Source organism: Microbacterium sp. SORGH_AS_1204 (assembly GCF_030818935.1).
GTDB lineage: Bacteria > Actinomycetota > Actinomycetes > Actinomycetales > Microbacteriaceae > Microbacterium.
In genome coordinates this window covers 1,796,176-1,822,796 of record NZ_JAUTBD010000001.1, presented here as the reverse complement: position 1 = coordinate 1,822,796, position 26,621 = coordinate 1,796,176, and the positions used below count along the sequence as shown (strand labels likewise).

24 protein-coding genes and 2 tRNA genes are annotated in these 26,621 nt (G+C 69.4%); 15 read left to right on the top strand and 11 right to left on the bottom strand.

From position 1 onward, the window contains the following. Positions 1 to 2 precede the first annotated feature (2 nt). The 5 genes from QE410_RS08305 to pepN form a co-directional block, all read right to left on the bottom strand. Entirely contained in the window at positions 3 to 452 is a 450-nt protein-coding gene (locus tag QE410_RS08305; RefSeq protein WP_307330382.1) for a globin, read from the bottom strand. Then, positions 449 to 1,672: a mechanosensitive ion channel domain-containing protein gene (locus tag QE410_RS08300; protein WP_373459330.1), complete on the bottom strand. Its 1,224-nt coding sequence runs from the start codon at positions 1,670 to 1,672 to the stop codon at positions 449 to 451. Before QE410_RS08300 ends, QE410_RS08305 begins: the two co-directional genes overlap by 4 nt. An 81-nt stretch (positions 1,673 to 1,753) precedes the next feature. Further along, a complete protein-coding gene (locus QE410_RS08295; protein WP_307330380.1) occupies positions 1,754 to 2,536 on the bottom strand; it encodes an ABC transporter permease subunit in 783 nt (260 codons plus the stop codon). Beyond that, positions 2,533 to 3,444 carry an ABC transporter ATP-binding protein gene (locus QE410_RS08290; RefSeq protein ID WP_307330376.1) on the bottom strand — a complete coding sequence of 304 codons (912 nt, stop codon included), beginning with the start codon at positions 3,442 to 3,444 and terminating at the stop codon, positions 2,533 to 2,535. The genes QE410_RS08295 and QE410_RS08290 overlap by 4 nt, the downstream gene beginning before the upstream one ends. A 131-nt stretch (positions 3,445 to 3,575) precedes the next feature. After that, positions 3,576 to 6,125, bottom strand: coding sequence for an aminopeptidase N (gene pepN, locus QE410_RS08285; protein WP_307334412.1), 2,550 nt, complete (start codon positions 6,123 to 6,125; stop codon positions 3,576 to 3,578). 152 nt (positions 6,126 to 6,277) lie between these two features. Here pepN and QE410_RS08280 point away from each other — a divergent pair, with 152 nt between their 5' ends. Then, a complete protein-coding gene (locus QE410_RS08280) occupies positions 6,278 to 7,465 on the top strand; it encodes a ferrochelatase (protein WP_307330375.1) in 1,188 nt (395 codons plus the stop codon). A gap of 72 nt (positions 7,466 to 7,537) precedes the next feature. Here the strand turns inward: QE410_RS08280 and QE410_RS08275 are convergent, their stop codons facing one another. Then, on the bottom strand, positions 7,538 to 8,419 hold the full coding sequence (locus tag QE410_RS08275; RefSeq protein WP_307330372.1) for a hypothetical protein: 882 nt from the start codon (positions 8,417 to 8,419) through the stop codon (positions 7,538 to 7,540). Between the two features lie 132 nt (positions 8,420 to 8,551). On the opposite strand from QE410_RS08275, the gene QE410_RS08270 reads away from it, so the two are divergent. The 4 genes from QE410_RS08270 (at position 8,552) to QE410_RS08255 (ending at position 12,423) form a co-directional block, all read left to right on the top strand. Further along, positions 8,552 to 9,094 (top strand): ribose-5-phosphate isomerase, encoded by a 543-nt coding sequence (locus QE410_RS08270; RefSeq protein WP_307330369.1) that lies wholly within the window; start codon positions 8,552 to 8,554, stop codon positions 9,092 to 9,094. Continuing rightward, positions 9,094 to 10,086 (top strand): Fpg/Nei family DNA glycosylase, encoded by a 993-nt coding sequence (locus QE410_RS08265; RefSeq protein WP_307330366.1) that lies wholly within the window; start codon positions 9,094 to 9,096, stop codon positions 10,084 to 10,086. The genes QE410_RS08270 and QE410_RS08265 overlap by 1 nt, the downstream gene beginning before the upstream one ends. A gap of 220 nt (positions 10,087 to 10,306) precedes the next feature. Continuing rightward, positions 10,307 to 10,933 carry an FMN-binding negative transcriptional regulator gene (locus tag QE410_RS08260; protein WP_307330363.1) on the top strand — a complete coding sequence of 209 codons (627 nt, stop codon included), beginning with the start codon at positions 10,307 to 10,309 and terminating at the stop codon, positions 10,931 to 10,933. After that, complete coding sequence (locus tag QE410_RS08255) at positions 10,930 to 12,423, top strand: amidohydrolase (protein WP_373459329.1); 1,494 nt, start codon at positions 10,930 to 10,932, stop codon at positions 12,421 to 12,423. The genes QE410_RS08260 and QE410_RS08255 overlap by 4 nt, the downstream gene beginning before the upstream one ends. A gap of 139 nt (positions 12,424 to 12,562) precedes the next feature. Here QE410_RS08255 and QE410_RS08250 read toward each other — a convergent pair whose 3' ends face one another. Beyond that, the gene (locus QE410_RS08250; RefSeq protein ID WP_076675873.1) at positions 12,563 to 13,048 is read right to left on the bottom strand and encodes a Dps family protein; all 486 of its coding nucleotides are present in this window, start codon (positions 13,046 to 13,048) and stop codon (positions 12,563 to 12,565) included. Positions 13,049 to 13,204: 156 nt separating this feature from the next. Here QE410_RS08250 and QE410_RS08245 point away from each other — a divergent pair, with 156 nt between their 5' ends. From QE410_RS08245 to QE410_RS08235, 3 genes are all read left to right on the top strand, one after another. After that, positions 13,205 to 13,747, top strand: a complete 543-nt coding sequence (locus QE410_RS08245) for a gamma carbonic anhydrase family protein (RefSeq protein WP_307330358.1) — start codon at positions 13,205 to 13,207, stop codon at positions 13,745 to 13,747. A gap of 40 nt (positions 13,748 to 13,787) precedes the next feature. Further along, positions 13,788 to 14,141, top strand: coding sequence for a hypothetical protein (locus QE410_RS08240; protein WP_307330354.1), 354 nt, complete (start codon positions 13,788 to 13,790; stop codon positions 14,139 to 14,141). Between the two features lie 63 nt (positions 14,142 to 14,204). Next, positions 14,205 to 14,840, top strand: coding sequence for a hypothetical protein (locus QE410_RS08235; RefSeq protein WP_307330351.1), 636 nt, complete (start codon positions 14,205 to 14,207; stop codon positions 14,838 to 14,840). 141 nt (positions 14,841 to 14,981) lie between these two features. On the opposite strand, the gene QE410_RS08230 is transcribed toward QE410_RS08235, so the two are convergent. Continuing rightward, positions 14,982 to 15,055: transfer RNA gene (locus QE410_RS08230), tRNA-Gly, on the bottom strand. 182 nt (positions 15,056 to 15,237) lie between these two features. On the opposite strand from QE410_RS08230, the gene QE410_RS08225 reads away from it, so the two are divergent. The 7 genes from QE410_RS08225 (at position 15,238) to QE410_RS08195 (ending at position 21,373) form a co-directional block, all read left to right on the top strand. Further along, positions 15,238 to 15,311: transfer RNA gene (locus QE410_RS08225), tRNA-Pro, on the top strand. Between the two features lie 73 nt (positions 15,312 to 15,384). After that, a complete protein-coding gene (tig, locus tag QE410_RS08220; RefSeq protein WP_307330348.1) occupies positions 15,385 to 16,842 on the top strand; it encodes a trigger factor in 1,458 nt (485 codons plus the stop codon). Positions 16,843 to 17,276: 434 nt separating this feature from the next. Then, the gene (locus QE410_RS08215) at positions 17,277 to 17,765 is read left to right on the top strand and encodes a tetratricopeptide repeat protein (RefSeq protein WP_307330345.1); all 489 of its coding nucleotides are present in this window, start codon (positions 17,277 to 17,279) and stop codon (positions 17,763 to 17,765) included. Between the two features lie 77 nt (positions 17,766 to 17,842). Further along, a complete protein-coding gene (locus QE410_RS08210; RefSeq protein ID WP_058231493.1) occupies positions 17,843 to 18,427 on the top strand; it encodes an ATP-dependent Clp protease proteolytic subunit in 585 nt (194 codons plus the stop codon). A gap of 23 nt (positions 18,428 to 18,450) precedes the next feature. Then, complete coding sequence (locus tag QE410_RS08205) at positions 18,451 to 19,113, top strand: ATP-dependent Clp protease proteolytic subunit (RefSeq protein WP_058231494.1); 663 nt, start codon at positions 18,451 to 18,453, stop codon at positions 19,111 to 19,113. Positions 19,114 to 19,486: 373 nt separating this feature from the next. Beyond that, complete coding sequence (clpX, locus tag QE410_RS08200; protein ID WP_307330340.1) at positions 19,487 to 20,755, top strand: ATP-dependent Clp protease ATP-binding subunit ClpX; 1,269 nt, start codon at positions 19,487 to 19,489, stop codon at positions 20,753 to 20,755. 102 nt (positions 20,756 to 20,857) lie between these two features. Continuing rightward, on the top strand, positions 20,858 to 21,373 hold the full coding sequence (locus QE410_RS08195) for a GNAT family N-acetyltransferase (RefSeq protein WP_307330338.1): 516 nt from the start codon (positions 20,858 to 20,860) through the stop codon (positions 21,371 to 21,373). A 41-nt stretch (positions 21,374 to 21,414) separates the two neighbouring features. Here QE410_RS08195 and QE410_RS08190 read toward each other — a convergent pair whose 3' ends face one another. The 3 genes from QE410_RS08190 to valS form a co-directional block, all read right to left on the bottom strand. Beyond that, positions 21,415 to 23,466 (bottom strand): M3 family metallopeptidase, encoded by a 2,052-nt coding sequence (locus QE410_RS08190; RefSeq protein WP_307330335.1) that lies wholly within the window; start codon positions 23,464 to 23,466, stop codon positions 21,415 to 21,417. 174 nt (positions 23,467 to 23,640) lie between these two features. Further along, complete coding sequence (locus QE410_RS08185; RefSeq protein WP_058231500.1) at positions 23,641 to 23,889, bottom strand: hypothetical protein; 249 nt, start codon at positions 23,887 to 23,889, stop codon at positions 23,641 to 23,643. Then, on the bottom strand, positions 23,889 to 26,456 hold the full coding sequence (gene valS, locus QE410_RS08180; protein WP_307330332.1) for a valine--tRNA ligase: 2,568 nt from the start codon (positions 26,454 to 26,456) through the stop codon (positions 23,889 to 23,891). Before valS ends, QE410_RS08185 begins: the two co-directional genes overlap by 1 nt. Positions 26,457 to 26,621 lie beyond the last annotated feature (165 nt).

The following is a 26,621-nucleotide window of genomic DNA, read 5'->3' as shown; positions in this document are numbered from 1 at the left end:
CCTCAGTCGGCTGAGCGGAGCGGCAGCCCGGTGTCGTGACGACCGTTCTGCTCGGGCCCGATGCCGCGCGGCTCGAACGTGTTCACCATGGCGTGCGCGGCGCGCTCGAGGTAGTCCCACAGGGGCGCTTCGAACGCCGGAGGGAGTGCGAGTTCGTCGACGGCGACCCGCATGTGCCGGAGCCAGCGGTCGCGGGCATCGGGATCGACATGGAACGGCATGTGGCGCATGCGCAGCCGCGGGTGCCCACGCGTCTCGCCGTAGGTCGTCGGCCCGCCCCAGTACTGCGCGAGGAAGAGCGTCAGGCGCTCGGCCGCGGGGCCGAGGTCTTCTTCGGGGTACATGGGCTTGAGCACCTCGTCGGACGCGACCCCGCGGTAGAACGTGTCGACCAGACGGCGGAACGTGTCCATGCCGCCGACCTGGTCGTAGAAGCTCACCGGCTCGCTCATGTCGTGCCGTCCTCGTCGGCGCGGACGGCCGGGGGTGTCGGCTTGGGCGCGTCGGCAGCGGGGAGATCGACCGTCGTGGTGGGCGCCGCGTCGCGGATCGTCTTCTTCCGCGGTGCGGGATCGGCATCGTCGTCGGGCGTGGCGGAGGCGAGAGGCTTGCTGCGCCGGCGGGGCTTCCACACCGGTCGGGCGGCATCCGAGGCGACGGGTGTCTCCTTCGTCTTCGGCGGATGCGCACCGCGGACGCTCTGCGCGCCCTCGGCTCCGGTCAACACGATCGAGTTGAGGTGCGGCAGGGCGATACCGAGCTCGTCGATCGCGCGCTTGAGGCGGGCGCGCAGTTCGCGCGCGACGTCGTCTTTCGCGCTCGAACGCGTCTTCATCACCAGACGGATGACGAGCGCGTCGCCGCCGATGGACTCCAGACCCCAGATCTCGGGCTGCTCGATGATGCGCGAGCGCCACTTGGTCTCTTTCGCCATCGCCTTCGCGGCGTCGAGCATCGCCTTCTCGACGTCGTCGAGGTCGGCATCCACGGGGACAGCCAGGTCGATGATGACGCGCGACCAGCCTTGCGACATGTTGCCGATGCGGGTGATCTCGCCGTTGCGCACGTACCAGAGCGTGCCGTTGACGTCGCGCACGTGGGTGATCCGCACGCTCACGAACTCGACGATGCCGGTGGCGAGACCGAGGTCGACGACATCGCCGATGCCGATCTGGTCTTCGGCGACGATGAAGATGCCGTTGAGCACGTCTTTGACGATGTTCTGCGCGCCGAAGCCGAGACCGGCGCCGACCGCCGCCGTCAGCAACGTGAGCGATGCCAGGGCGTCGGGGGCGACGATCCCGGCGATCCAGACGAGCGCCACGATGACGAGGATGACGTTGACGATGTTCTGCAGGATCGTCCCGAGCGTGCGGGTGCGCTGCACGAGACGGACGGCACTCAGGGGCGACCGGTCGAGCGCCTGGGTGTCGTCGACCCGCGCCTTGACCTTGGCGCCGTTAACGATGCGGTCGACGACGCGACGGATGACCACGCGGAGGATCCAGGCGGCGACGGCGACACCGATGATGATTCCGACGACCCGGAGCATCGTGCCGCCGAATTCGAGCAGGCGGCCGCCGATCCACGTCCAGGTGTCGAGATGGGCGAAATCGGCGGGAGACGTGATGGCGGGCGACGGGGTGGGGGTGGCTTCGGCGAGAACGAACATCGCATCCAGAGTAACGACGGATGCCTCGGCGCCGGCTGAGCGTCGAGGCATCCGTCCGAGGACGAGGCGGGGGAGGAGGGGTCAGGCGTCGCGGAAGCGCAGCGCCACCCACCCGAGCACCAGCGGGCCCGCCGCCCACGCGAGCAGGGTCATCAGGTCGGCACCGATCTCGGCGCCCGGGGTGGTCAGTTCCGACGCGGCGCTGGAGGGGAGGTAGGCCCCCAGCTCGACGAGCCACTGCCAGTTCGGGCCACCGAAGGTGAACAGCGACACCACAATGGGGAGCACGAACAGCACCCCCACCGTCGCCGCGATCGCGCCGGCGCCGGCGCGGATGGCGAAGCCGAGGCCGAGTCCGAGGAGGGTGAACACCACCATCGACAGCACGCCGAACAGCAGCGGCACGGTCGACTGAGCCGGGTCCGACCAGTCGATCCCGGTGCTCAGCATCGGCGCGGTCAGAATGATCGCCGCGGCATAGGTGACCACGGTGGTGGCGGCCATGACGAGCGAGACGACGACGGCCTTGGCCAGCAGCACCGCGCCGCGGCGGGGCTGGGCGGTGAGGGTCGAACGGATCATGCCGGTGGAGTACTCGCCGGTGATGACGATGGCACCGAGGATTCCGGCGACGAGCATCGTGAACTGCGTGGGCATGAGAACGACGTTCACGGCGGCGAATCCCTGGAAGTCGCTCGCGGCGGCGGCGATCAGGAGCGACACGGCGATCGACAGGGCGGCGGTGATGCCCAGCGACCACCAGGTGGACCGCAACGTCAGGACCTTGATCGCCTCGCTTCGCAGCAGGTGAACGAAGCTCAGTCGGTAGTCGGCGCGCGTGGGCGACGAGGCGAGGGCGGTCATGCGATCTCCTTGGTCTTGTACTCGACCGAGTCGTCGGTCAGGGCGAGGTAGGCGTCTTCGAGCGAGCCGCTGCGCGGCGTGAGTTCGTAGAGGGGGATGCCGTGCCGGGCGGCGAGGTCGCCGATGGTCTGGGCCGTGACCCCGGTGATCTGCGCCGCTCCGGGTTCGAGCGCCGAGACGGTGGCATCCGGGATCTGGAGGGCGGCGACGAGGTCGGACAGCCGTGGTGAGCGGACGAGCAGCGTCGTCGTCGTCCACGAACCGACGAGGTCGGCCAGTGACGCGTCGGCGAGCACCCGCCCCCGGCCGAGGACGATCACATGGTCGGCGGTCTGCGACATCTCGCTCATGAGGTGGCTCGACAGCAGGACCGTCCGGCCCTCCGCGGCGAGGTGACGCACGAACTGGCGCACCCAGCGCACGCCCTCGGGGTCGAGGCCGTTGACCGGCTCGTCGAGGATGAGCGTGTGGGGGTCGCCGAGGAGGGCGGCGGCGATACCGAGGCGCTGGCCCATGCCGAGCGAGAAGCCGCCCGCGCGCTTTCCGGCGACGGAACCGATGCCGGTGAGCTCGATGACCTCGTCGACGCGGGCACGGCCGATGCCGTGGGTCGCGGCCATCGCGCGCAGGTGGTTGCGGGCGGAGCGTCCGGTGTGGATGGCCTTGGCATCCAGCAGCACACCGACTTCGGTGAGGGGGGAGCGCAGGTGCCGGTAGTCGTGGCCGCCGACGGTGACTCGCCCGGCGGTGGGCCGGTCGAGGCCGACGATCATGCGCATCGTCGTGGACTTGCCTGCGCCGTTCGGACCGAGGAAGCCGGTCACCCGGCCGGGCGCGACGGTGAACGAGACGCCGTCGACCGCGGTCTTGGCGCCGTATCTCTTGGTGAGGTTGTCTGCAACGATCATGCCTCCACGTTAGGAAGCGGCCCCCGGCCGGGTCGTCCTCCGCGGGGATGACCCCGACGCGACGAGAGGATGATCCTCGCGAACGACGGATGCCCCCTCCCGGAGGGGAGAGGGCATCCGACGGGTGGTGCCTACTGCGCGTCGCGCTCCTGCACGGCGAGGGCGCGCTCGACACCGGCGAGGTTCTCGCCGACGAGACGACGCAGCGCGGGAGCGGCGTCGGCGTGCTGCGACAGCCACGCGCGCGTCGCGTCGCGCAGCGCCGTGTTCGCCAGCCCCGCCGGGTAGAGCCCCACGATGAGGTACTGCGCGATCTGATAGCTGCGCGACTCCCAGATCGGCAGCAGCATCGCGAAGTAGGGCTCGACGAAGTCGGTGAGCGCGTCGACGGTCGCGGGGTGGGTGAAGCCGGCGGCGGTGGCGCGCACGATGGTGTTCGGCGCGTCGGCGGAGTCGATCAGCGAGCTCCACGCCTTCTGCTTCGCCTCGCGCGAGGGGAGCGCTGCGAGAGCGGTCGCCGCGAACTCACCGCCCTTGGCGGTGTTGTCGGCGGCCCGGGCGGCCTCGATGTCGGCCTCGGTCGCCACGCCCGCGGAGGCCAGCGCGATGAGGAGCTGCCACGACAGATCGGTGTCGATCTCAAGTCCCTCGAGCGCGGTGTCGCCCTCACGCAGGGCGCGCACCGTCTCGGCGTGCGCCGGGGTGGATGCCGCTGACGCGAACGCCGTGACGAACTGCAGCTGGCTGTCGCTCCCGGGCTCAGCCGACTGGGCGAGTTCCCACAGGCCATCGGCGACGCGCTCACGAGCCGCGTCGCGCGTCGCGGGAGCAACGTAGGAGTTGGCCGCGAGCTGCAGCTGCGCGAGCGTCGTGCGCACCGTGGTCGATTCGGTCTCGGAGCCGATGTTGCGCAGCACGAGGTCGAGGTAGTCGGTCGCCGAGGCCTCGGCATCCCGGGTCTGATCCCACGCCGCGCCCCAGACGAGCGAGCGGGCGAGGGGGTCGGAGATGTCCTTGAGGTGCGCGATCGCCGTGGCCAGCGACCGCTCGTCGAGCCGGATCTTGGCGTAGGCGAGGTCGTCGTCGTTGAGCAGCACGAGATCGGGGCGACGGATGCCGCGCAGCTCCGCGACCTCGGTGCGGTCGCCGTCGACGTCGAGCTCGACCTGGTGCACGCGCTCCAGCGCCCCCGCGTCGGTGAGCGAGTAGAAGCCGATGCCCAGGCGGTGCGGGCGGATGGTCGGGTAGTCGCTCGGCGCGGTCTGCACGATCGCGAAGCGCGAGATGGTGCCGTCGGCGCCCTCTTCGATCAGCGGCGCCAGGGTGTTCACGCCCGCCGTCTCGAGCCACTTCTTCGCCCAGTCGCCGAGGTCGCGACCGCTCGTGGTCTCGAGCTCTGCGAGCAGGTCGCCCACCTCGGTGTTCGACCACTGGTGCTTCTGGAAGTAGGCGGCGACGCCGGCGAAGAACTGCTCGATGCCCACCCACGCGGCCAGCTGCTTCAGGACGGAACCGCCCTTGGCGTACGTGATGCCGTCGAAGTTGACCTGCACGTCTTCGAGGTCGTTGATCTCGGCGACGACCGGGTGAGTCGAGGGGAGCTGATCCTGACGGTAGGCCCAGGTCTTCTCCATCGCGTTGAAGGTGGTCCAGGCCGCCTCCCACTCGGTCGCCTCGGCGGTGGCAATGGTCGATGCCCACTCGGCGAACGACTCGTTCAGCCACAGGTCGTTCCACCACTTCATGGTGACGAGGTCGCCGAACCACATGTGCGCCAGCTCGTGCAGGATCGTGACGACGCGGCGCTCCTTGACGGCATCGGTCACCTTGGAGCGGAAGACGTAGGTCTCGGTGAAGGTCACCGCGCCGGCGTTCTCCATGGCGCCCGCGTTGAACTCGGGCACGAACAGCTGGTCGTACTTGGCGAAGGGGTAGGGGAAGCCGAACTTCTCCTCGAAGTACGCGAAGCCCTGGCGGGTCTTCTCGAAGACGTAGTCGGCGTCGAGGTACTGCCAGAGGCTCTTGCGGGCGAACACGCCGAGAGGGATGACGCGGCCGTCGGCGCTCGTCAGCTCGCTGTAGGTGGCCTCGTACGGACCGGCCACCAGCGCGGTGATGTACGACGAGATGCGCGGGGTCGCGGGGAAGTCCCAGCGGGCGGTGTCGTCGGAGACGGCGACCGGCTCGGGCGTGGGGGAGTTGGAGACGACCTTCCAGCGCGCGGGTGCGGTGACCGAGAACGTGAACTCCGCCTTGAGGTCGGGCTGCTCGAACACCGTGTACACGCGGCGGGAGTCGGGCACCTCGAACTGCGAGTAGAGGTAGACCTCGCCGTCGACGGGGTCGACGAAGCGGTGCAGGCCTTCACCGGTGTTGGTGTATTCGCAGTCTGCCTCGACGACGAGCTCGTTCTCGGATGCCAGACCCTCGAGCGCGATACGCGAGTCGGCGAACACGGCGGCGGGGTCGAGCGAGCGGCCGTTCAGCGTCACGGAGTGAACGGTGCGGGCGATGAGGTCGATGAAGGTCGACGCCCCCTCCGTCGCGGTGAAGGTGACGGTCGTGCGCGAGGCGAACACCTCGTCTCCGCGGGTGAGGTCGAGCTGCACGTCGTACGCGCGGGTGTCGACGATCGCGCGTCGCTCCTGCGCTTCGATGCGGGTGAGGTTCTCTCCTGGCACTGGCGTTCTCCCGGGGATGAGGGGCGGATCGACGCGGACGATGCGGGTGGCGCGGATGACGACGGACGCCGTCGGCGACGATGACAACCACATAAGCCTAGTGACGAGATACCACGCGTCCAGGCCCATCGGGCAGGTGGGAGGATGAGTGCGTGAGCACGACCGACACGGATTCCACCACCGACACCGTCCTCTACGCGTCGCCCGCGGCGAAGTCCGGCCCGAAGTGGGTCGAGACGCCGGTGGCCTACGACGGCATCCTCCTCGCCGGCTTCGGCGGTCCCGAGGGGCAGGACGACGTCATCCCGTTCCTGCGCAACGTGACCCGCGGCCGCGGCATCCCCGATGAGCGGCTCGAGGAGGTCGCCCACCACTACCGCCACTTCGGCGGTGTGAGCCCCATCAACCAGCACAACCGCGAGCTCAAGGCGGCGCTGGAGGCGGAGATCGCCAAGCGCGGCCTGGGTCTGCCGGTGTACTGGGGCAACCGCAACTGGGAGCCCTACCTCGAAGAGGCCGTCACCGAAGCCGCCGAGGCCGGTGACACGACCCTCATCGCGATCGCGACGAGCGCCTACAGCTCGTTCTCGAGCTGCCGTCAGTACCGCGAGGACTACGCGCGCGTGCTCGAGGCGACCGGGCTGGGCGAGACGGTGACCATCGACAAGGTGCGTCAGTTCTTCGACCACCCCGGCTTCGTGACCACGTTCGTTCGGGGTGTGACGGATGCCGTGTCGGCCTTCGTCGCCGAGGGCACGGCGCCCGAGAAGATCCGCGTGCTCTTCTCCACCCACTCCATCCCCACCGCCGACGCCGAGCGCTCCGGCCCGCGAGATGTCGATTTCGGCGAGGGCGGGGCGTACGCCGCGCAGCACAAGGCCGTCGCCGCGTTCGTCATGGCCGAGGTGGCCGCCGCCGTCGCCGACGTCGAATGGGAGCTCGTCTACCAGTCGCGCTCAGGCCCGCCCACCCAGCCGTGGTTGGAGCCCGACGTCAACGACGTCATCGCCGAGCTCCCCGGCCGCGGTGCCGAGGCCGTCGTCATCGTGCCGCTCGGCTTCGTCAGCGATCACATGGAGGTGCTCTGGGACCTCGACACCGAGGCGATGGAGGCCGCAGAAGAAGCCGGTATCAAGGCCGTGCGCACCCCGACGCCCGGCATCGATCCGGCGTACGTCTCGGGTCTGATCGACCTGGTCGAGGAGCGCTTGAAGGGCACCCCCAAGGCCGAGCGTCCGTCGCTCACCGACCTGGGCCCCTGGTACGACGTGTGCCGCCCCGGGTGCTGCGAGAACATCCGCGCCGGCTTCAAGCCGGTCGCGGCGGGTCTTCGGCCCTGACCTTCTGCGATGCCGCCCGTGCCCCTCGCGGGGCGGGCGGCATCGTCTCCGAGCGGGGGCGGTGGACTGCCCTCACAGCGGCGGAGCGAATGCGAAGGAGAGGGTGAGGACTTCCATCAGCACGCCCATTCCGAACACAGCGACCGGGAGGGCGGGCGGGCGGTTTGATGTTCTCCGCCGTGGACGCACCGTCCTCAAGAGTCGTTTGGGGTCGATCGACGCGGAGCCGTTCGCGAGGAGTCGGATAGCGCCCTCTGGGTCGAGGTCGCCGGCCGGAAGGTGGCCGACAGCCAGTACGCGCTGCGCTTGATCGAAGATCGCGTTGACGTGTCGCTGATTGGCCCAGGCGAAGAGCGAAGCGACGACGTGTGGGACAAGCGTCGCGACGAGCATCTGGACCGCCGCGACTCTGCCGATCTCCGGGCCGTTCGTCGCGAGTGAGACGGTGATGAAGCCGAGATTCACCAGCGCAACGATCCAGAAACACACCAGCATGACAGAGGCTCCGCGGAGGGAGATGAGGAACGTCGATGGTCGGAGCATTCTGTCCAACTCGCCGAGTGTGCGAGCATCGGCCGGGGCGTGGAGCGGGAGCGGCAACCTCTCTTTTTCGATCGGGGCCAGAACTGTCACGGGATCATCGGCGAGGACGGCGTAGGCATTGAGGGCCTGACGAGCGAGCAGGAGCCTCGGTACGCCGTATCCGAGCAGGAGGATGAACGCCCCGATACTCGGTGCCGGCAGACCCGTTGTCAGGGTGATCGCTGACAGCACAGCGGTCGCACCCAGGAGGCCCGCATCGAGCCACAGTCTCGACGTGGACACCGTTCGCTTGACGAGGGCACGCAGCTCTGCCAACGTGCGGTAGCGCTCCTGCACCGCAAGAGAAAAGCGGAGTTCGCCCAGGTCACCGAATGGCGGAATGACAGGACTCGCATGCTGCTCGACCGGCATGAGGTTCTGCTTTCTTCGTCTGCAAACGCGCACATCGCACGCCGAGCGGCTCGCCGCTCCGATCGCAGCCTAGTGGGCGCGCGGCATCGTCATTCCGCCCGTGATGTCGGCGGTCGTCAATAGGATGAGCGCATGCGCATCCACATCGGCACCGATCACGCCGGTCTCGAGTTCTCCACCCAGATCCAGCACCACCTCGCGTCGCAGGGGCACGAGGTGATCGACCACGGGCCGATCGAGTACGACGCCCTCGACGACTACCCCGCGTTCTGCATCCGCGCGGCGCAGGCCGTCGTCCGCGACCAGGCCGAAGGCATCGAGGCCCTCGGCGTCGTCTTCGGCGGCTCGGGCAACGGCGAGCAGATCGCCGCCAACAAGGTGCAGGGCGTTCGCGCGGCTCTGGTGTGGAACATCTCCACCGCCGAGCTTGCCCGCGAGCACAACGACGCCAACGTGATCTCGATCGGCGCTCGCCAGCACACGTTCGACGAGGCCGCGTCGTTCATCGACCGCTTCATCGCCACGCCCTTCTCGGGCGAGGAACGCCACGCGCGCCGCATCGGACAGCTCGCCGCCTACGAGCAAGACGGCGCGTTGCTGCCCGACCCGCGCGCCGGCCGCTCCGAGAACACCATGACCGACGCGAGCGACTCGTTCGACCCCGAGGCAGGCTGATGCCCGAAGGGCATTCCGTCCACCGCATCGCGCGGCAGTTCGAGCGCAACATCGTGGGCCGCACGGTCGCGGCATCCAGTCCCCAGGGCCGGTTCGTCGAAGGCGCGGCGGTCATCGACGGGCGAGAGGCGGTCGAGGTGCGCGCGGTGGCGAAGCAGATGTTCCTGCGCTTCGACGGCGACGTCTGGTTGCGGGTGCACCTCGGCATGTACGGCGCGTGGGACTTCTCGGGCGACGTCTCGGTCGATGCGACGATCGCGTCGTCGAACGGGCGGATGGGCCAGACCAACCAGCGCGGCACCGTGCTCGACGACGGCCCGATCATGGATGCCGCCGGCGAGAACTCCCTGAGCTCGATCGGCGCTCCGCGGCGCGCGCGCGTGCGCATGTCGGAGCAGACCACCGGGCTCGAGGAGCAGACCGAGTGGCCGCCGCCGGTCGTCGGGGCGGTGCGCCTGCGCCTGCTCACCGAGAAGACGTGTGCCGATCTGCGCGGCCCGACGGCGTGCGTGCTGCAGACGCCCGACGAGGTCGTGGCCACGATCGCGAAGCTCGGGCCCGACCCCTTGGTCGACGACGTCACCGACGGCGAAGAGCGCTTCACCGCGACGGTGAAGAAGAAACCCACGGCCATCGGGCTGCTGCTGATGGATCAGGCGGTGGTCAGCGGCATCGGCAACGTCTACCGCGCCGAGCTGTTGTTCCGCGCGCGGCAGAACCCGCACACGCCGGGCCGTGACGTGCCCGAAGAAGTGGTGCGCGGCATCTGGCGCGACTGGGCGCGGCTGCTGCCGATCGGCGTCGAGACCGGACAGATGATGACGATGGACGACCTCGACCCCGAGGCGTACCGCCGCGCCATGGCCCATCGCGACGACCGGCACTGGGTCTACCACCGCGCGGGCCTGCCGTGCCGCGTGTGCGGCACGACGGTACTGATGGAAGAGGCCGCGGGGCGCAAGCTCTACTGGTGCCCGAACTGCCAGGCGTGACTCGGGGCCCGGTCCCTTCGACAGGCTCAGGGACCTTGCGCGGGGGTGGCTGAGCCCGTCGAAGCCGCCGGCACTCCGGGGCCCGGTCCCTTCGACAGGCTCAGGGACTCGCTCGGGGGTGGCTCAGCGGGGCGCACGGTCCGCTCGTCAGGCTCGGGAACCTCGCGCGGGGTGCCTGAGCCCGTCGAAGCCGCCGGCACAGCCGTTCTAGGCTGATCCGGTGCGTCAGAACCCGAGCTTCGCCATGACCGACGTCGGCGAGATCCGCCGTCTCATCGACCTCAACCCATGGGTCACTCTCGTCAGCCAGACCGACGACGGACTCGTCGCCTCTCACTACGCCGTCATGCTCGATGACGAGCGCGACGACCTCACCCTCGTCGGGCACGTCGGCAAACCCGACGATCTCATCCTGGGCCTGGGCGATCGCGAACTGCTCGTCATCGTGCAGGGGCCGCACGGCTACATCACCCCGCGGTGGTACGGCGACGTCGCTGCCGTGCCGACGTGGAACTTCGTGTCGGCGCACCTGAGCGGCATCCCCGAACTGCTGACGCCCGACGAGAACCTCCGGGTGCTCGACCGCCTGGTCGACCGTTTCGAGGGCGACGGTGACGACGCCCGCGGGCTGTACACCCTGCCGAACGACGCGGCCTTCGTCGAGCGCCTCGAACGGGGGACGGTCGGCTTCCGGCTGACGCCGACGCGCGTCACGGCGAAGCGCAAGCTGAGCCAGAACCGCTCGCCCGAGGTGGTCGAGACGATCATCGACGGTCTCACCGCTGAGGGGCGCGTGGGGCTCGCTGCTGAGATGCGCCGCTCCGCCGACGCCCGGGTGCGCCCGTGATCGGCGAGAACGCGGGGTTCATCCGCGCGGTGCGCGTCGCCGGTCCGGGCAGGGAGTTCCTCCCCACCGACGAGCCGGTCGACATCGTCCTCGCCGGCGGCCGCATCGTCGACATCGCTCCGACCGGCAACCTGCGACCCACCGGTCTCGTCGTCGACGGCGAGGGCGGGTGGCTGCTCCCGGGGCTCTGGGACCACCACGTGCACGCGATCCAGTGGGCACTGGCCGCCGATCGTGTGCCCCTCGGCGACGTGTCGTCCGCCCGTGAGGCCGCCGCAGTCATGGGCGCGGCGCCGGTGAGCGACGGGTGCCGCGTCGGGACGGGGTTCCGCGACGGCCTCTGGCCTGACGAGACCGCGTTGGCGACGCTGGATGCGGCGACCGGTGACGTGCCGACGTACCTCATCAATGCCGACGTGCACAGCGTGTGGCTGAACAGCGCCGCGTTCCGCCGCGAGGGCTTCGAGCCGGTGGCATCCGGTGTGCTGCGCGAGGAGGACGCGTTCGAGATCTCGCGGCGACTCAATGCCGTCGCACCGGAGATCGCAGATCGTGCCGTGGAGCGCATGGCCCGCGCGGCGGCCGCCCGCGGAGTGGTCGGCATGGTCGATCTCGACATGACGTGGAACGACGAGCCGTGGCAGCGCCGGGCCGCGCGCGGCTTCGATGCGCTGCGCGTCTCGTACGGCACCTATCCGCAGGACCTCGACCGGGCGATCACCGAGGGGCTGCGCACGGGCGATCTCGTGCGCGGTGCGGTGAACGATCTCATCCGTGTCGGACCGCTGAAAGCCATCACCGACGGGTCGCTCGGTACGCGCACCGCCGCCTGCGCGCACCATTACCCGGGAGATGTCGGCAACCACGGTCTGTTGACGGTCGCGCCCGACGAGCTCGTCGAGATGATGACGCGGGCGACGGCAGCCGGGCTCGAGTGCGCCATCCACGCCATCGGCGACATCGCGAACGCGCATGCGCTCGACGCATACGCGCTGACCGGCGCGGTCGGCACCATCGAGCACGCACAGCTGGTCGCGCACGCCGACATCCCGCGCTTCGCCCGCCTCGGGGTCGCGGCGAGCGTGCAGCCCGAGCATGCGCTCGACGACCGCGACATGACCGATGCCATCTGGGCCGAGCAGTCCGCGCAGCCCTACCCGCTGCGGGCGCTGGTCGACAGCGGCGCCAACGTCCGCTTCGGGTCCGACGCCCCGGTGGCACCTTTCGACCCCTGGGCGGCGATGGCGTCGGCGGTGTTCCGCACGCGCGACGGGCGGGACGCCTGGCAGCCGCATCAGCGGGTCGACATCGGCACGGCGATCGCGGCATCCACCGCCGGCGGGTCGACGGCTCCGGCCGAGATCTCGCCCGGTGCCCTGGCCGACCTCGTCATCGTCGACGCGGATCCGTTGACCGCCAACGAACGGTCCCTCCGCGCCATGCCCGTACGCACGACCCTTCTCGCCGGTCGCATGACCCACAGCGCGTGAGTCTTCACGCGTGAGGGGTCAAAAACTGTCGCCTAGGAGTCCGCTCGGCGACAATCCTTGACCCCTCACGCGTACGATGCGCGGACAGACGACGACGGGGGCGGTGCCGAAGCACCGCCCCCGTCGGGGAAGAGAACGCTTACGCGGCGAGGTGCGCGAAGAGGAACCAGCGGTCCTTGTCGAGGCCGCGCTTGATCTCGATGGCGACGTCCTGGCTCGACATGTCGATCTCGTCGAGGCCCTCGATCGCGGCCTCGATGTCGACGAGCACGGCGTCGATGTCAGCGATCACGGCACGGATGACGACGTCGGACTGCGCGAAGCCCGCGGGCACCTCGGTGGCCTTGGCCTTGGCGGCGACCGTCGACAGACGCGAGTCGATCGGCAGGCCCAGGGCGACGATGCGCTCGGCGGCCAGGTCGGCCCAGTCCTGCGCGTGAGCGACGACCGTGTCGAGCAGCTCGTGCACGCCGATGAAGTTCGAGCCGCGCACGTGCCAGTGGGCCTGCTTGCCGTTGACGACGAGGGCCTCGAGGCCGATCACGACGGGGGAGAGGAACTGGGCGGTGCCGGCGGCCATGGTCGGGTCGACGGTGGTGGCGGCGGGGGTCTGAACGGTGCTCATTTTTGCTCCTTAGGCGACGTTCGAAGTCTCGATGGATGCAACGCTACTCACGTGGGAGCATTCCGCAAGCAAGATGAGGCTCGGCTAAATACCTGGTGAATAGGCAATCCTCACCTTCGTCGAGGGCCATGTCGTGCACCCGGGTAGGGTCGGCGCATGACGATCGCCCCGGATGCCGCCGTGCTCGCCCTCCCCGATGCGACCCCTGTCGTCGCCGAGACCGCGTTCGTGGCATCCGGTGCCCGGATCGTGGGCGAGGTGCACCTCGGCGAGGGTGCGAGCGTCTGGTACAACGCGGTGCTCCGCGGCGACAGCGCGCCCATTCACGTGGGTCCGCGCAGCAACCTCCAGGACAACGTCTCCGTGCACGTCGACGCCGGACGACCGGTGCGCATCGGGGCCGACGTGTCGGTGGGTCACAACGCCGTCGTGCACGGGTGCACCATCGGTGACGGGTCGCTGATCGGCATGGGCAGCGTCGTACTCTCGGGCGCCGAGATCGGATCGGGATGCCTCGTGGCCGGGGGAGCGGTCGTGCTCGAAGGCACCGTGGTGCCGGCCGGCTCGCTCGTCGCCGGCGTGCCCGCCAAGGTGCGGCGGGCACTCACCGACGAGGAGCGGGAGAAGATCCTGCGGAACGCGCAGACCTACCTGGCCCACAGTGAGCGGCACCGTGAGGCGGTGGTCGCCGACGAGTGAACCCCCTTGCGACCTGCGACGGCGTCCGTAGGCTCACGCCATGCACATCACGTCGTTGCAGCCGGGCGAGATCTTCGTCTTCGGATCCAACGCCTCCGGCGCGCACGGCGGGGGCGCGGCGCGGTTCGCGTACGACCGCTTCGGCGCCGTGTGGGGCCAGGGCGAGGGGCTGCAGGGGCAGTCCTACGGGATCGACACGATGTCGGGCCTCGCGGTGTTCGAGGAGCAGGCGCGGCGGTTCGTCGCCTTCGCCGCCGAGCACCCCGAGTTGCGTTTCCTCGTCACCGAGGTGGGCTGCGGCATCGCCGGGTACCGCCCGGAACAGGTGGCGGGTTTCTTCGCGGGTGCCGGTGACAACGTCGTGCTGCCGGAGTCCTTCCGCGTCACGCGGTGAGCTTCTCGGGGGTGTCGCCAAGACGCAGTGCGGGTGTCGGTGGCGCCCGGCCATACTGTCTTCATGGCTTCGCGACCTGCGCCGGAGGAGACGGTGACCGGCGGTCCTCCCCTCGACCGGGAGGCCATGGGAGCGCTGAAAGTCAGGCTACGCAACGACCCCGCCGACGCGACGACCCGCGCCGACATCGTCCGGGTCTACCGTTCGCTCGGCCACCTCGATCAAGCGGGACGCTACGCCATCGGGCTCGATGAGGGAGCGCGGCGCGACGAGCTCTCCGCCTACGCGGGCATGGTGCGCGGGCTGGGGGCGGACGAGAAGAGGGTGCGCACGCTGAGCCTCCTCCCGTCCGATCGGGAACTGCCTGAGAAGGTACGGAAGGCAATCGAAGCAGGACCATTCGTCGACGACTGGCGCCCGTGGGGCGTGGTCGTCGGGTTCGCCTGGGGCGCGGTGTTCCTGGTCGCCTCGATCGCGGTGTTCGTCGTCTACGCCGCCGCCATGCTGGGCGCCGACGACATCCAGGGGATCGCTCGAACGTGGACGCTGGTCACGGGCTGCGCCATGTTGTCCGCCCTCGCACTCGGCACGGTGTGGTGCGCCTCGTCCTCGAAGTGGCGGGCCACCCTCATCTGGGGCGGTATCACCGCACTCTTCGGTGTGTTCCTCGTCCTGGCGGTGATCGCGGTCGCCCGCTAGGCGGAACAGACCTGATGCGTGCCATCCGGCCATGATCGCGCGGCGAGGCATCCGCATCGATCGGCAGGTGCAACGCCGCGTCCGTGATGAGCCAACTCCGCCCGACGGCGCTTGTGGGTGCAGCGACCGACTCTGAAGATATGGAGGGGCTGACGAGAATCGAACTCGCATCATCTGTTTGGAAGACAGAGGCTTTACCACTAAGCTACAGCCCCGAATTTCGGCATCCTGAGGGGGATGACGAACTCGAACTCAACCACTCTACGACACGCGCGCGGGTGGTGCGAACCCGAGCCGCGTCGTTCGGCATCCGTTCCTGTGTGCCGAGACCTGCGCCCTCAGGCCGATCGACTAGACTTTCAGCGGTCGTTTCGTCGGCGCGTGCCGCGCGCCGCCCCGGGGCGTAGCTCAGCTTGGTAGAGCGCCCGCTTTGGGAGCGGGAGGCCGCAGGTTCAAATCCTGTCGCCCCGACGTCACGGCCCCACAGACCACAGGCCTAGCCGGCCCCCGCGTGCGCGCGGGCCACACGAGGAGAACGAACCGCATGGTCAACAGCACCGTCGAGAAGCTCAGCCCCACCCGGGTCAAGCTCCACATCACGGTCTCGCCCGACGAGCTCAAGCCGAGCATCGCCCACGCCTACGAGCACATCGCGAAAGACGTGCAGATCCCCGGCTTCCGCAAGGGCAAGGTGCCCGCGCCCATCATCGACCAGCGCATGGGCCGCGGCGCGGTCATCGAGCACGCCGTCAACGAGGGTCTCGACGGGTTCTACCGCGAGGCCGTCGAGGCGCAGGAGCTGCGCGTGATCGGTCGCCCGAGCGCCGAGATCGTGGAGCTCCCCGAGCTGAAGGACTTCTCCGGCGACCTGGTCGTCGACGTCGAGGTCGACGTGCGCCCCGAGTTCGAGCTCCCCGCCTACGACACCATCACCGTGACCGTGGATGCCGCCGAGGTCGACGAAGCCGGCATCGACGCCGAGCTCGACCGTCTGCGCGCCCGCTTCGGCACGCTCGTCACCGTCGACCGCCCCGCCAAGACGGGTGACTTCGTCGAGCTCGACCTGGTCGCCACCATCGATGGCAACGAGATCGACCGCGCCGAGGGCGTGTCGTACGAGATCGGCTCCGGCGAGCTGCTCGAGGGCATCGACGAGGCCATCGAGTCGCTCACCGCCGACGAAGAGACCACGTTCCGCTCGAAGCTCGTCGGCGGCGAGCACGCCGGCGAAGAGGCCGAGGTGGCCGTCACCATCAAGGCCGTCAAGGAGCGCGAGCTGCCCGACGCCGACGACGACTTCGCCCAAATGGCATCCGAGTTCGACACCATCGGCGAGCTGCGCGAGTCGCTGAGCGAGCGCGTGTCGCAGCAGTCCGTATTCACGCAGGGCGCGGCAGCGCGCGACAAGTTCATCGAGGCTCTCCTCGACGCCGTCGAGATCCCCGTCCCGCCGCAGCTCATCGAAGACGAGGTACACAACCACCTCGAGGGCGAGAACCGTCTCGAAGACGACGAGCACCGCGCCGAGGTCACCGAGGCCAGCGAGAAGCAGTTCCGCACCCAGATGATCCTCGACAAGATCGCCGAAGACGCCAACGTGCAGGTGTCGCAGGACGAGCTGACCCAGTACCTGATCCAGTCAGCCGCGCAGTACAACATGGCGCCGCAGGACTTCGTCAACGCACTGCAGCAGGGCAACCAGCTGCCCCAGCTCGTCGGTGAGGTCGCCCGCAACAAGGCCCTCGCGATCGCGCTCGGCAAGGTCACCGTCGTCGACACCGACGGCAAGCCCGTCGACCTGACCGGCTTCGTCGCCGTCGAGGGCGAAGAGCCCGCCGACGCCGAGGACGAGGTCGTCGAAGAGGCGCAGGAGATCGCCGACGCCGCGGCCGACGCCGACGCCGTCATCGACGCCGAAGAGGCGCCCGCCGAGGAGGCCCCCAAGAAGGCCCCCGCCAAGAAGCGCGCGCCGGCCAAGAAGAAGGCCGCCGACAGCGAGTAAGTCGTGACGAGGGGGCGGATGCTGCGGCATCCGCCCCCTTCGTCGTCCCGGGGTTCTGCTGTCGGTGGTCGTCGCTCAGGTGGCGGCGTCGGCGACTCCGGGACGGTGACTTGCGCCGCATGTCCGCGCGAGAGGGCTCTCCGCGTGCACAAGCCGCAAGCTAGCGGGATGCGGAGGTGTCGGTGCTGCCCGGCGTGGCGGTGGCGCGGAGGCGTGGACGGCGCCGACACGGTGACTTGCGCCGAATTTTCGCGCGGAACGGCTTTCGGCGTGCACAAGCCGCAAGTCAGCGGGATGCGGGGGTGTCGGCGCCTCCGGGACGGTGACTTGCGCCGAATGCGCGTGCGGCGGGGCTTCGCGCGTGCATACGCCGCAAGTCAGCGACGTGGTGGGGGCGCCGGAAATCGACGATGAGAGGAAGAGTGGGCAGGTCGATGGGCGACTGGCAGGACAGAGTGGATGCCGTGTGGGCCGACGGCGGGCTCGGCCCGGCCGAGGTCATCGCGCGGATCGACGCGCTGGCCGAAGAGCGGCCGGCGGATGACGCGGTCGCACTGTTCGAGCGCGCCGGCGCCCGCGACTCGGCCGGGCTCGAGCGAGAGGCGGAACCGCTCTACCGCCGTGCGCTGGCGCTCGGCCTCGACGACGATCGACGTACGCAGGCGACCATTCAGCTCGCGAGCACGATCCGCAATCTCGGCAAGACCGACGAGGCCCTCGCGCTCCTCCGCGAGGAGTACGAGCGCGAACCGCGCGGTGCACTGCACGACGCCACGGCCGCCTTCTACGCCCTCGCGCTCGTGTCGAGCGGGGAGCGGGAGCGGGCGGCATCCATCGCCCTTCAGGCCCTCGCTCCGCATCTGCCGCGCTATACCCGTTCGGTGACCGGATACGCGCGAGAAATCGCCGACGAACCGCGCTGATCCGCCCGCGGCGAACACGGCATCCCGCCCCGGAACGCGCCGGTAGATTCGTTGCAGATCACGGAAGAGGAGCACCAATGCCCGAACCCCTTATGGCAACGAGCGTCTTCGACAGGCTGCTGAAGGACCGCATCATCTGGCTCGGTTCCGAGGTGCGCGATGAGAACGCCAACGAGATCTGCGCGAAGATCCTGCTGCTCGCAGCCGAAGACCCGCAGAAGGACATCTACCTCTACATCAACTCGCCCGGCGGCTCGATCACGGCCGGCATGGCGATCTACGACACGATGCAGTTCGTGCCGAACGACATCGTCACCGTCGGCATCGGCATGGCGGCGTCGATGGGCCAGCTGCTGCTGACCAGCGGCACCAAGGGCAAGCGCTACATCACGCCCAACGCCCGCGTGCTCCTGCACCAGCCGCACGGCGGCTTCGGCGGCACCTCGAGCGACATCCAGACGCAGGCGCAGCTCATCCTCGACATGAAGCGCCGTCTCGCCGAGATCACCGCGAACCAGACCGGCAAGAGCGTCGAGCAGATCAACGCCGACGGCGACCGCGACCGCTGGTTCACCGCTCAAGAAGCCCTGGAGTACGGCTTCGTCGACCACATGCGCGAGCACGCCACCGACGTCACCGGCGGCGGCGGGACCGCGGCCTGAGCCGAGAGGAATAGGACACCGACATGAACATCCCCACCTTCGGCGGCGCCGCAGCCCACATGCCGAGCAGCCGTTACGTCCTGCCCCAGTTCGAGGAGCGCACGGCCTACGGCTACAAGCGCCAGGACCCGTACAACAAGCTGTTCGAAGACCGCGTGATCTTCCTCGGCGTGCAGGTCGACGACGCCTCGGCCGACGACGTCATGGCCCAGCTGCTCGTTCTCGAGTCGCAGGACCCCGACCGCGACATCATCATGTACATCAACTCGCCCGGTGGCTCGTTCACGGCCATGACGGCGATCTACGACACGATGCAGTACGTCTCGCCGCAGATTCAGACGGTCGTGCTCGGACAGGCCGCCTCCGCGGCATCCGTGCTGCTCGCCGCCGGCGCACCCGGAAAGCGTCTCGCCCTGCCGAACGCCCGCATCCTGATCCACCAGCCCGCCATGGGCGAGGCCGGTCACGGCCAGGCATCCGACATCGAGATCCAGGCGCAGGAGATCCTCCGCATGCGCACCTGGCTCGAAGAGACGATGGCCCGCCACACCGGACAGGACGTCGCGAAGATCAACAAAGACATCGACCGCGACAAGATCCTCTCCGCCGCCGAGGCGATGGAGTACGGCATCGTCGACCAGGTGCTCACGACCCGCAAGCGCGTTCCGGCGGCCCTCACCGCCTGACGCTCTCGCGCCCCGACCAGCCCCGCAGACCCGTTTCGGTCTGCGGGGCTTCGTCGTGCACGGGTGGCTCGCTCGCTCGCGGTGCCGATCGCGAGACGGCATCCCACCGACGAATCGGCTGCAGCGTGCAATCGGCGCGTCGTCGAGATGCCGTCTCGCGGGTATAGAGGGGCGGGCCGCGGCCCGGCGCGGCCGCGACCGCGCCGAAGCCCGACCGCGCCGAAGCCCGACCGCACCGAGGCACCTGGCGGCGCTTCGTGTCCGCCGTCGGCGATCATGTCGCCGCGGCGCGCGCAAATGCCCTCGGATGTCGTGGGCTCGGGTTAGGCTCGGGTAACACACCGGCGGAGGCCGGGTGACGGGAGGAACCGGCATGGCACGCATCGGTGAGAGCGCCGACCTGTTCAAGTGCTCCTTCTGCGGCAAGAGCCAGAAGCAGGTGCAGCAGCTGATCGCCGGACCCGGCGTGTACATCTGCGACGAGTGCGTCGAACTCTGCAACGAGATCATCGAAGAGCGCATGGCCGAGTCGTCGGCCGGCGACGTCGCCGAGTTCGACCTCCCCAAGCCTCGCGAGATCTTCTCGTTCCTCGAGGAGTACGTCGTCGGCCAGGAGCCCGCCAAGCGCGCCCTCGCCGTCGCGGTCTACAACCACTACAAGCGCGTGCGCGCCCACGGCACCCTGCAGCCGGCCGAGGCGCGGGCCGAAGAGATCGACATCGCCAAGAGCAACATCCTGCTCCTCGGTCCGACCGGGTGCGGCAAGACGTATCTCGCGCAGACGCTCGCGAAGCGCCTCAATGTGCCGTTCGCGGTGGCGGATGCCACGGCGCTCACCGAGGCCGGCTACGTCGGCGAAGACGTCGAGAACATCCTCCTCAAGCTTCTGCAGGCCGCCGACTTCGACGTCAAGCGCGCCGAGACCGGCATCATCTACATCGACGAGGTCGACAAGATCGCCCGTAAGGCCGAGAACCCCTCCATCACGCGCGACGTGTCGGGCGAGGGCGTGCAGCAGGCGCTGCTTAAGATCCTCGAGGGCACGGTCGCCTCGGTGCCCCCGCAGGGCGGTCGTAAGCACCCGCACCAGGAGTTCATCCAGATCGACACGACGAACGTGCTGTTCATCGTGGCCGGCGCCTTCGCCGGGCTCGAAGAGATCATCTCGGCCCGCGTCGGCAAGCACGGCGTCGGCTTCGGGGCACCGCTGCACCGCAAAGAGGACGCGCCCGACCTCTTCAGCGAGGCGCTTCCCGAAGACCTGCACAAGTTCGGTCTGATCCCCGAGTTCATCGGCCGCCTGCCCGTCGTGGCATCCGTCTCGCCCCTCGACCAAGACGCGCTGATGGAGATCCTCACGGCGCCGCGCAACGCGCTCGTCAAGCAGTACCAGCGCATGTTCGAGCTCGACGGCGTGCAACTGGAGTTCGACGACGACGCGCTGCGTGCCATCGCCGACCTCGCCGTGGCCCGCAAGACCGGCGCGCGCGGCCTTCGCGCGATCCTCGAAGACGTGCTCGGTCCCATCATGTTCGACGTGCCCTCGTCCGACGACATCGCGAAGGTCGTCATCACCCGGGCGGCGGTCGAAGACGGTGCCCAGCCGACCATCGTGCTCGCGCAGAAGCGTCGGAGCGCCTGAGCGGCGACGCCGGCACACCGTGCGTCGCCCTCTCGACGGCGCCGGCGATCGCGTCCGTTGCGCGGTCCGACCCTGCCCGATCGTGCACGGCAGAATGGGAGCGTGCTCGCCGATCTCGCCCTGCCCGCCACCCTGACCGCACGCGCCGGCGCCCTCACCGTGCGGCGGGCGACGCCGACTGACCTGCCCGCTCTCATGGCGCTTCTCGCCGACGACCCCATCAGCGCCGCGCGCGGAGACCGGGCCGACACCGCGGACGCGGCGACCTACGAGGCCGCCCTGCGCAGCGTGCTCGACGCTCCGCTGAACGACCTCCTCGTCGTCGACGACGCGACCGGGGCGCTCGTGGGCACGCTGCAGCTCACCGTCATCCCGGGCATGGCTCGAAGGGGCGCCACGCGCCTGCTGGTCGAAGCCGTGCGCGTGGCATCGAGTCGGCGCTCCGGAGGCATCGGCAGCGCCGTCATGCAGTGGGTGGTGCACGTCGCGGCCCCCGCCACCGGAACGTCGCTGGTGCAGCTGACGTCCGACGCGGCGAGGGTCGACGCCCATCGCTTCTACACACGACTGGGCTTCGCCGACTCGCACATCGGCTTCAAGCGCACCGTCGGGAGCTGACCCGCCGAGCGCGCCTCAGGCCCCGGAGCCCGCGGCCGACCTCAGCCGGTCAGCCCGCGTCGCTTGAGCAGCGGCTCGATCTCGGCATCCCGTCCCCGGAAATCGCGGTACGCCGCGAGCGGGTCGCCCGAACCGCCGACGCCGAGCAGCCGCTGACGGAACCGGTCACCGTTCGCGCGGGTGAGGCCACCGTTCTCGCGGAACCACTCGACCGTGTCGGCGTCGAGCACCTCGCTCCAGATGTACGAGTAGTACCCGGCGCTGTACCCGCCCGAGAACACGTGCGCGAAGTAGGTCGACGCGTAACGGGTGGGAACGGCCGGGTTGTCGAGGCCGATATCGGCGAGAGCCGCGGCTTCGAATGCGGCGACGTCGATGTCTGCGGACGCCTCCTCGACGGAGAGTCGGTGCCATGCCTGGTCGATCCAGGATGCCGCCAAGTACTCGCTCGTCGCGAAACCCTGATCGAACGCCTCCGAGGCGTGCAGCCGCTCGACGACGTCGGCCGGAAGCGGCTCGCCGGTGTCGATGTGCCGCGCGTAGTGGGTGAGGATCTCAGGCCAGAGGATCCACATCTCGTTCACCTGGCTGGGGAACTCGACGAAGTCGCGATGGACCGCCGTGCCGGCGAAGTGCGGGTACGTCACGGTGGCGAACAGGCCGTGCAGCGCGTGGCCGAACTCGTGGAAGAGGGTCGTGACCTCGTCGAGCGTCAGAAGGGTCGGGGTGCCCGGCGCGGGCTTGTTCACGTTGAGGTTGTTCGCCACGACCGGCGCGGTGCCGCGGAGGGCCGATTGCGTGACGATCGAGTTCATCCACGCGCCGCCGCGCTTGGTGTCGCGGGTGTACAGGTCGAGCAGGAACAGTCCGAGCTCGCCGCCGTCGGCGTTGCGCACCTCGAACACGCGAACATCGGGGTGGTAGCCCTGCAGGTCGTGGCGCTCCGCGATGGTCACGCCGTACAGCTGCTCGGCGGCGAAGAAAACACCGTCACGCAGCACGCGCTCCGCCTCGAACCACGGTCGCAGCGCCGCGCGGTCGAGCTCGTAGCGCTCGGCGCGGACCTTCTCGGTGTAGAACGCCCAGTCGTGCGCGTCGATCCGGATGCCATCGGCATCGGCGATCCGCTGCAGCGTGGCCTCTTCGCTGCGGGCGTTGGCGGCGGCGGGAGCGGCGAGCCGGCGGAGGAGGTCGTGCACGGCATCCGGGGACCCCGCGGTCTGGTCGGCGAGGACCGCCGCGGCGTGCGAGGGATAGCCGAGCAGGGCGGCACGCTCAGCGCGGAGACGCACGATGTCGCGCAGCACCGCGCGGTTGTCGTGCGCGTTGCCCCGCGCGGCGCGCGACCGCGACGCCTCGAGCAGGCGGCGGCGGCTCTCGCGATTCGTCAGCGACGCGAGATACGGGTGGCCGGTGTACAGGGTCAAAGTGACGACGTATCGGCCGTCGAGACCCCGCGTCGTGGCGGCTTGTGCGGCGGCCGAGAGTTCGCCGTCGCTCAGACCATCGAGCTCCGCGGCGGTGTCGAAGACCACGGCGAGATCGTTCGTATCGGCGAGGAGGTTCTTCTCGAACGTGTTGGTCAACACCGACAGACGTTGGTTGAGGTCGGTCAGGCGCTGCTTCTGCTCGTCGTCGAGCCCCGCACCGGCCAGTGACATCTCGCGGTGGTACCTCTCGACGAGGTACCGGCTCTCGGCATCCAATTCGAGGTCGGCGAGCTGGGCGTGCACGGCGGCGATCCGGGCGAACAGTGCGGCGTCGAGCTGGATGGCGTCGCGGTGCGCCGACATGAGGGGCGCGAGCTGCTCCTCGATCGCCTGAATTTCGGCAGTGCCGTCGGCACCCGTCACCGTGTAGAACGTGCGCGACACGCGCCCCAGCAGTTCTCCGCTGCGTTCGAGCGCGACGAGGGTGTTCTCGAACGTCGCGGGCTTCGTCTGCGCCGTGATCGCGTCGACCTCGGCGCGCTGAGCGGCGAACCCCTCGCGGAACGCCGGCAGGTAGTGCTCCGCGCGGATGCGGCCGTAGGGCGGCAGATCGAAGGGGAGCGAGGGCGGCGCGAGGAGGGGATTGGTCACGGCATCCGTCATCGTTCCAGCCTACGAGCAGGGGCGACGGTTACGGGGGGAGGAATCTCGGCGGAGGGAGGGCTTTCGGCCGGGGGAGGGCTTTCGGCCGGGGCGGCGGATCGCGGTGCGGGAGCCGGACGTGACGAAGCCCGCTGACGCCCCGAAGGGCGCAGCGGGCTCCGTGGTGAGCGCGGCTCAGGCGAATTCGGCGTCGTCGTCGTAGCGCACGACGACCTCTCCCGCGGCATCCTGGGTCACGATGACTCCGGTGTCGAGTTCGGCGACGGGGCGCCCCTCGAGGAAGGTCAGCGTCCATCGCGGAGCGGGGGCGCTCAGCCCGTCGGGCGTGAGCGCGGCCTCGACCGCGGCGATCTGGGCGTGCAGCGCCTCGGGAACGGCCTTCGGCGGCTGCTCGCGGGCGGTCCAACGGGTTCCGAGTTGCATCAGGCCTCCTGGGGTGCGAACACGATGTCGGTGATGGTGGTGGTGTCGGCCTCGGCGAACGAGATCGTCTCGATGCGCCCCACGGCGCGCAGGTCGCCCTCGGCGAGGCGGAGAGCCTCGACGTTCGGTCCTGCCACGGTGAGCGAGGTCACGGGCGTCTTCTGCGAGGCCTTGGCCTCGGTCTTGGCCCGACGGATGCCGATCAGCGCGGCACTCACGGCGGTGAGCACGGCCGGGTCGCCCTCGATGCCGCTCGGCTCGGGCCACGCGGCGGTGTGCACGGAGCCCTCCTCGAACCACGACCACACCTCTTCCGCGGCGAAAGACAGCACGGGCGCGAACAGGCGCACGAGCGTCGACAGCGCCGTGCGCAGGGCGAGAGCCGCCGAGGCCTGACCGACATCGGTCTGGTCGTAGGCGCGCTCCTTGACCAGCTCGAGGTAGTCGTCGCAGAACGTCCAGAAGAACGACTCGGTGATCTCCAGCGCGCGGGCATGGTCGTAGGCCTCGAAGGCCGCGGTGGCGTCGCGCACGACGGCATCCAGGGTCGCGAGCATCGACGCGTCGAGCGCGTGCGTGACCTCGGCGCCCTCGGGCACGGGGAACGACAGCACGAATTTCGCCGCGTTGAGCAGCTTGATCGCCAGGCGCCGGCCGATCTTCACCTGCGTCGGGTTCTGCGGGTCGAAGGCCGCATCCGTGCCCAGGCGGCTCGAGGCCGACCAGTAGCGCACGGCATCCGAGCCGTGCTGCTTCAGGATGTCGGCGGGCGTGACCACGTTGCCCTTGGACTTCGACATCTTCTTGCGGTCGGGGTCGACGATGAAGCCCGAGATCGCGGCATCCGACCACGGGCTCCGGTCGTCTTCGAGGGCGCTTCGCAGCATGGTCGAGAAGAGCCAGGTGCGGATGATGTCCTGCCCCTGCGGACGCAGGTCGAACGGCGACACGAGGTTCCACAGCTCCTCGTCGCGCTGCCAGCCGCCGGCCAGCTGCGGGGTGAGCGACGAGGTCGCCCACGTGTCGAGGATGTCGCGCTCGGCGTCGAAGCCGCCCGCGACACCGCGCTGCTCCTCGGTGTAGCCCGGGGGCACGTCGGTGGTCGGGTCGACGGGGAGCGATGCGAGGTCGGGCGTGAGCACGCGGTCGTAGTCGCGTTCGCCGTTCTCATCCAGCGCGTACCAGACCGGGATCGGCACGCCGAAGAAGCGCTGGCGCGACACGAGCCAGTCGCCGGTGAGGCCGTTGGTCCAGTTCTCGAAGCGCACGCGCATGAAGTCCGGATGCCACGACATTCCGCGCCCGAGAGAGATCAGACGCTCGCGCAGCTCGGCGTCGCGCGCGCCGTTGCGGATGTACCACTGGCGCGTCGACACGATCTCGAGCGGCCGGTCGCCCTTCTCGAAGAACTTCACCGGGTGAGTGAAGGGCTTGGGAGCGCCCTCCATGGCCCCGGACTCCTGCAGCAGCTCGACGATGCGCTTCTTGGCGCTGAACACGGTCTTGCCCGCGAGCTCGTCGTACGCCGCCTTCGCGGCATCCGTCACGATCACGTCGGGAGCCTCGGCGACGATCCGACCGTCTTTGCCGATGATCGTGCGGTTGGGAAGGTCGAGCTCGCGCCACCAGATGATGTCGGTCACGTCGCCGAAGGTGCAGATCATGGCGATGCCCGATCCCTTGTCCTTCTGCGCGAGCGGGTGGGCGAGCACCGGTACCTCGACGTCGAAGAGCGGGGTGCGCACCGTTGTGCCGAAGAGGGGTTGGTAGCGCTCGTCGTCGGGGTTGGCCACGAGCGCGACGCACGCGGCGAGCAGCTCGGGGCGCGTCGTCTCGATGAACACGTCGCCGGATCCGTCGGTCTTGACGAAGCCCACGCGGTGGTAGGCGGCGGGCTGGTCGCGGTCCTCGAGCTCCGCCTGGGCGATCGCCGAGCGGAAGTCCACGTCCCACAGGGTCGGCGCGAGCGCCTGGTACGCCTCGCCGCGCTCGATGTTGCGCAGGAACGCCAGCTGGCTCGTGCGGATCGAGTCGTCCGAGATCGTGCGGTAGGTCTGCGTCCAGTCGACGCTGAGGCCCAGCTCGCGGAACAGGTCTTCGAACTGCTTCTCGTCTTCGACGGTGAGCTGCTCGCACAGCTCGATGAAGTTGCGGCGGCTGATGGGCACCTGGTCGGCGGCCTTGCCGCTCTTGTTGTCGCCGCCCGCGAACGGCGGGGTGAAGTCGGCCTCGTAGGGGAGCGAGGGGTCGCAGCGCACGCCGTAGTAGTTCTGCACGCGGCGCTCGGTGGGCAGGCCGTTGTCGTCCCAGCCCATCGGGTAGAACACCGTCTTGCCGCGCATGCGCTCGAAGCGCACCTTCACGTCGGTGTGCGTGAACGAGAACACGTGGCCGATGTGGAGGCTTCCGGATGCCGTCGGCGGCGGCGTGTCGACCGAGTAGACGCCCTGACGACCGGCCTCGGCGGCGCGGATACGGTCGAACACGTACGTGCCGCGCTCGTTCCACGCGGCATCCCACTTCTGCTCGAGGCCTTCCAGGGCGGGCTTATCGGGAATGGTGGCCATGGGGATACTCCTCGAGCGATATGGGCGGCACTGTGTGAGCGTGCCTGATGGGTATGGCATCCATCGTATCGGGCCGGGCTCGTCGCGTCCGGGGCACGGGGGTTGTGCGGGGCGCGCGTGTCGTTGTCGGCGCGTCCCGGGTGTGCGCAAGGTCGGTGATGTGCA

Bases quoted from the DNA above. Each gene is read 5' to 3' on its own strand.
- QE410_RS08240 (WP_307330354.1), top strand. From the start codon at position 13,788: ATGCACATCACGTCGTTGCAGCCGGGCGAGATCTTCGTCTTCGGATCC.
- QE410_RS08265 (WP_307330366.1), top strand. From the start codon at position 9,094: ATGCCCGAAGGGCATTCCGTCCACCGCATCGCGCGGCAGTTCGAGCGC.
- QE410_RS08290 (WP_307330376.1), bottom strand. From the start codon at position 3,444: ATGATCGTTGCAGACAACCTCACCAAGAGATACGGCGCCAAGACCGCG.
- QE410_RS08205 (WP_058231494.1), top strand. From the start codon at position 18,451: ATGAACATCCCCACCTTCGGCGGCGCCGCAGCCCACATGCCGAGCAGC.
- QE410_RS08275 (WP_307330372.1), bottom strand. From the start codon at position 8,419: ATGCCGGTCGAGCAGCATGCGAGTCCTGTCATTCCGCCATTCGGTGAC.
- tig (WP_307330348.1), top strand. From the start codon at position 15,385: ATGGTCAACAGCACCGTCGAGAAGCTCAGCCCCACCCGGGTCAAGCTC.
- QE410_RS08300 (WP_373459330.1), bottom strand. From the start codon at position 1,672: ATGTTCGTTCTCGCCGAAGCCACCCCCACCCCGTCGCCCGCCATCACG.
- QE410_RS08235 (WP_307330351.1), top strand. From the start codon at position 14,205: ATGGCTTCGCGACCTGCGCCGGAGGAGACGGTGACCGGCGGTCCTCCC.
- QE410_RS08185 (WP_058231500.1), bottom strand. From the start codon at position 23,889: ATGCAACTCGGAACCCGTTGGACCGCCCGCGAGCAGCCGCCGAAGGCC.
- clpX (WP_307330340.1), top strand. From the start codon at position 19,487: ATGGCACGCATCGGTGAGAGCGCCGACCTGTTCAAGTGCTCCTTCTGC.
- QE410_RS08270 (WP_307330369.1), top strand. From the start codon at position 8,552: ATGCGCATCCACATCGGCACCGATCACGCCGGTCTCGAGTTCTCCACC.
- QE410_RS08210 (WP_058231493.1), top strand. From the start codon at position 17,843: ATGCCCGAACCCCTTATGGCAACGAGCGTCTTCGACAGGCTGCTGAAG.
- QE410_RS08215 (WP_307330345.1), top strand. From the start codon at position 17,277: ATGGGCGACTGGCAGGACAGAGTGGATGCCGTGTGGGCCGACGGCGGG.
- QE410_RS08250 (WP_076675873.1), bottom strand. From the start codon at position 13,048: ATGAGCACCGTTCAGACCCCCGCCGCCACCACCGTCGACCCGACCATG.
- QE410_RS08245 (WP_307330358.1), top strand. From the start codon at position 13,205: ATGACGATCGCCCCGGATGCCGCCGTGCTCGCCCTCCCCGATGCGACC.
- valS (WP_307330332.1), bottom strand. From the start codon at position 26,456: ATGGCCACCATTCCCGATAAGCCCGCCCTGGAAGGCCTCGAGCAGAAG.
- QE410_RS08295 (WP_307330380.1), bottom strand. From the start codon at position 2,536: ATGACCGCCCTCGCCTCGTCGCCCACGCGCGCCGACTACCGACTGAGC.
- QE410_RS08190 (WP_307330335.1), bottom strand. From the start codon at position 23,466: ATGACGGATGCCGTGACCAATCCCCTCCTCGCGCCGCCCTCGCTCCCC.
- QE410_RS08305 (WP_307330382.1), bottom strand. From the start codon at position 452: ATGAGCGAGCCGGTGAGCTTCTACGACCAGGTCGGCGGCATGGACACG.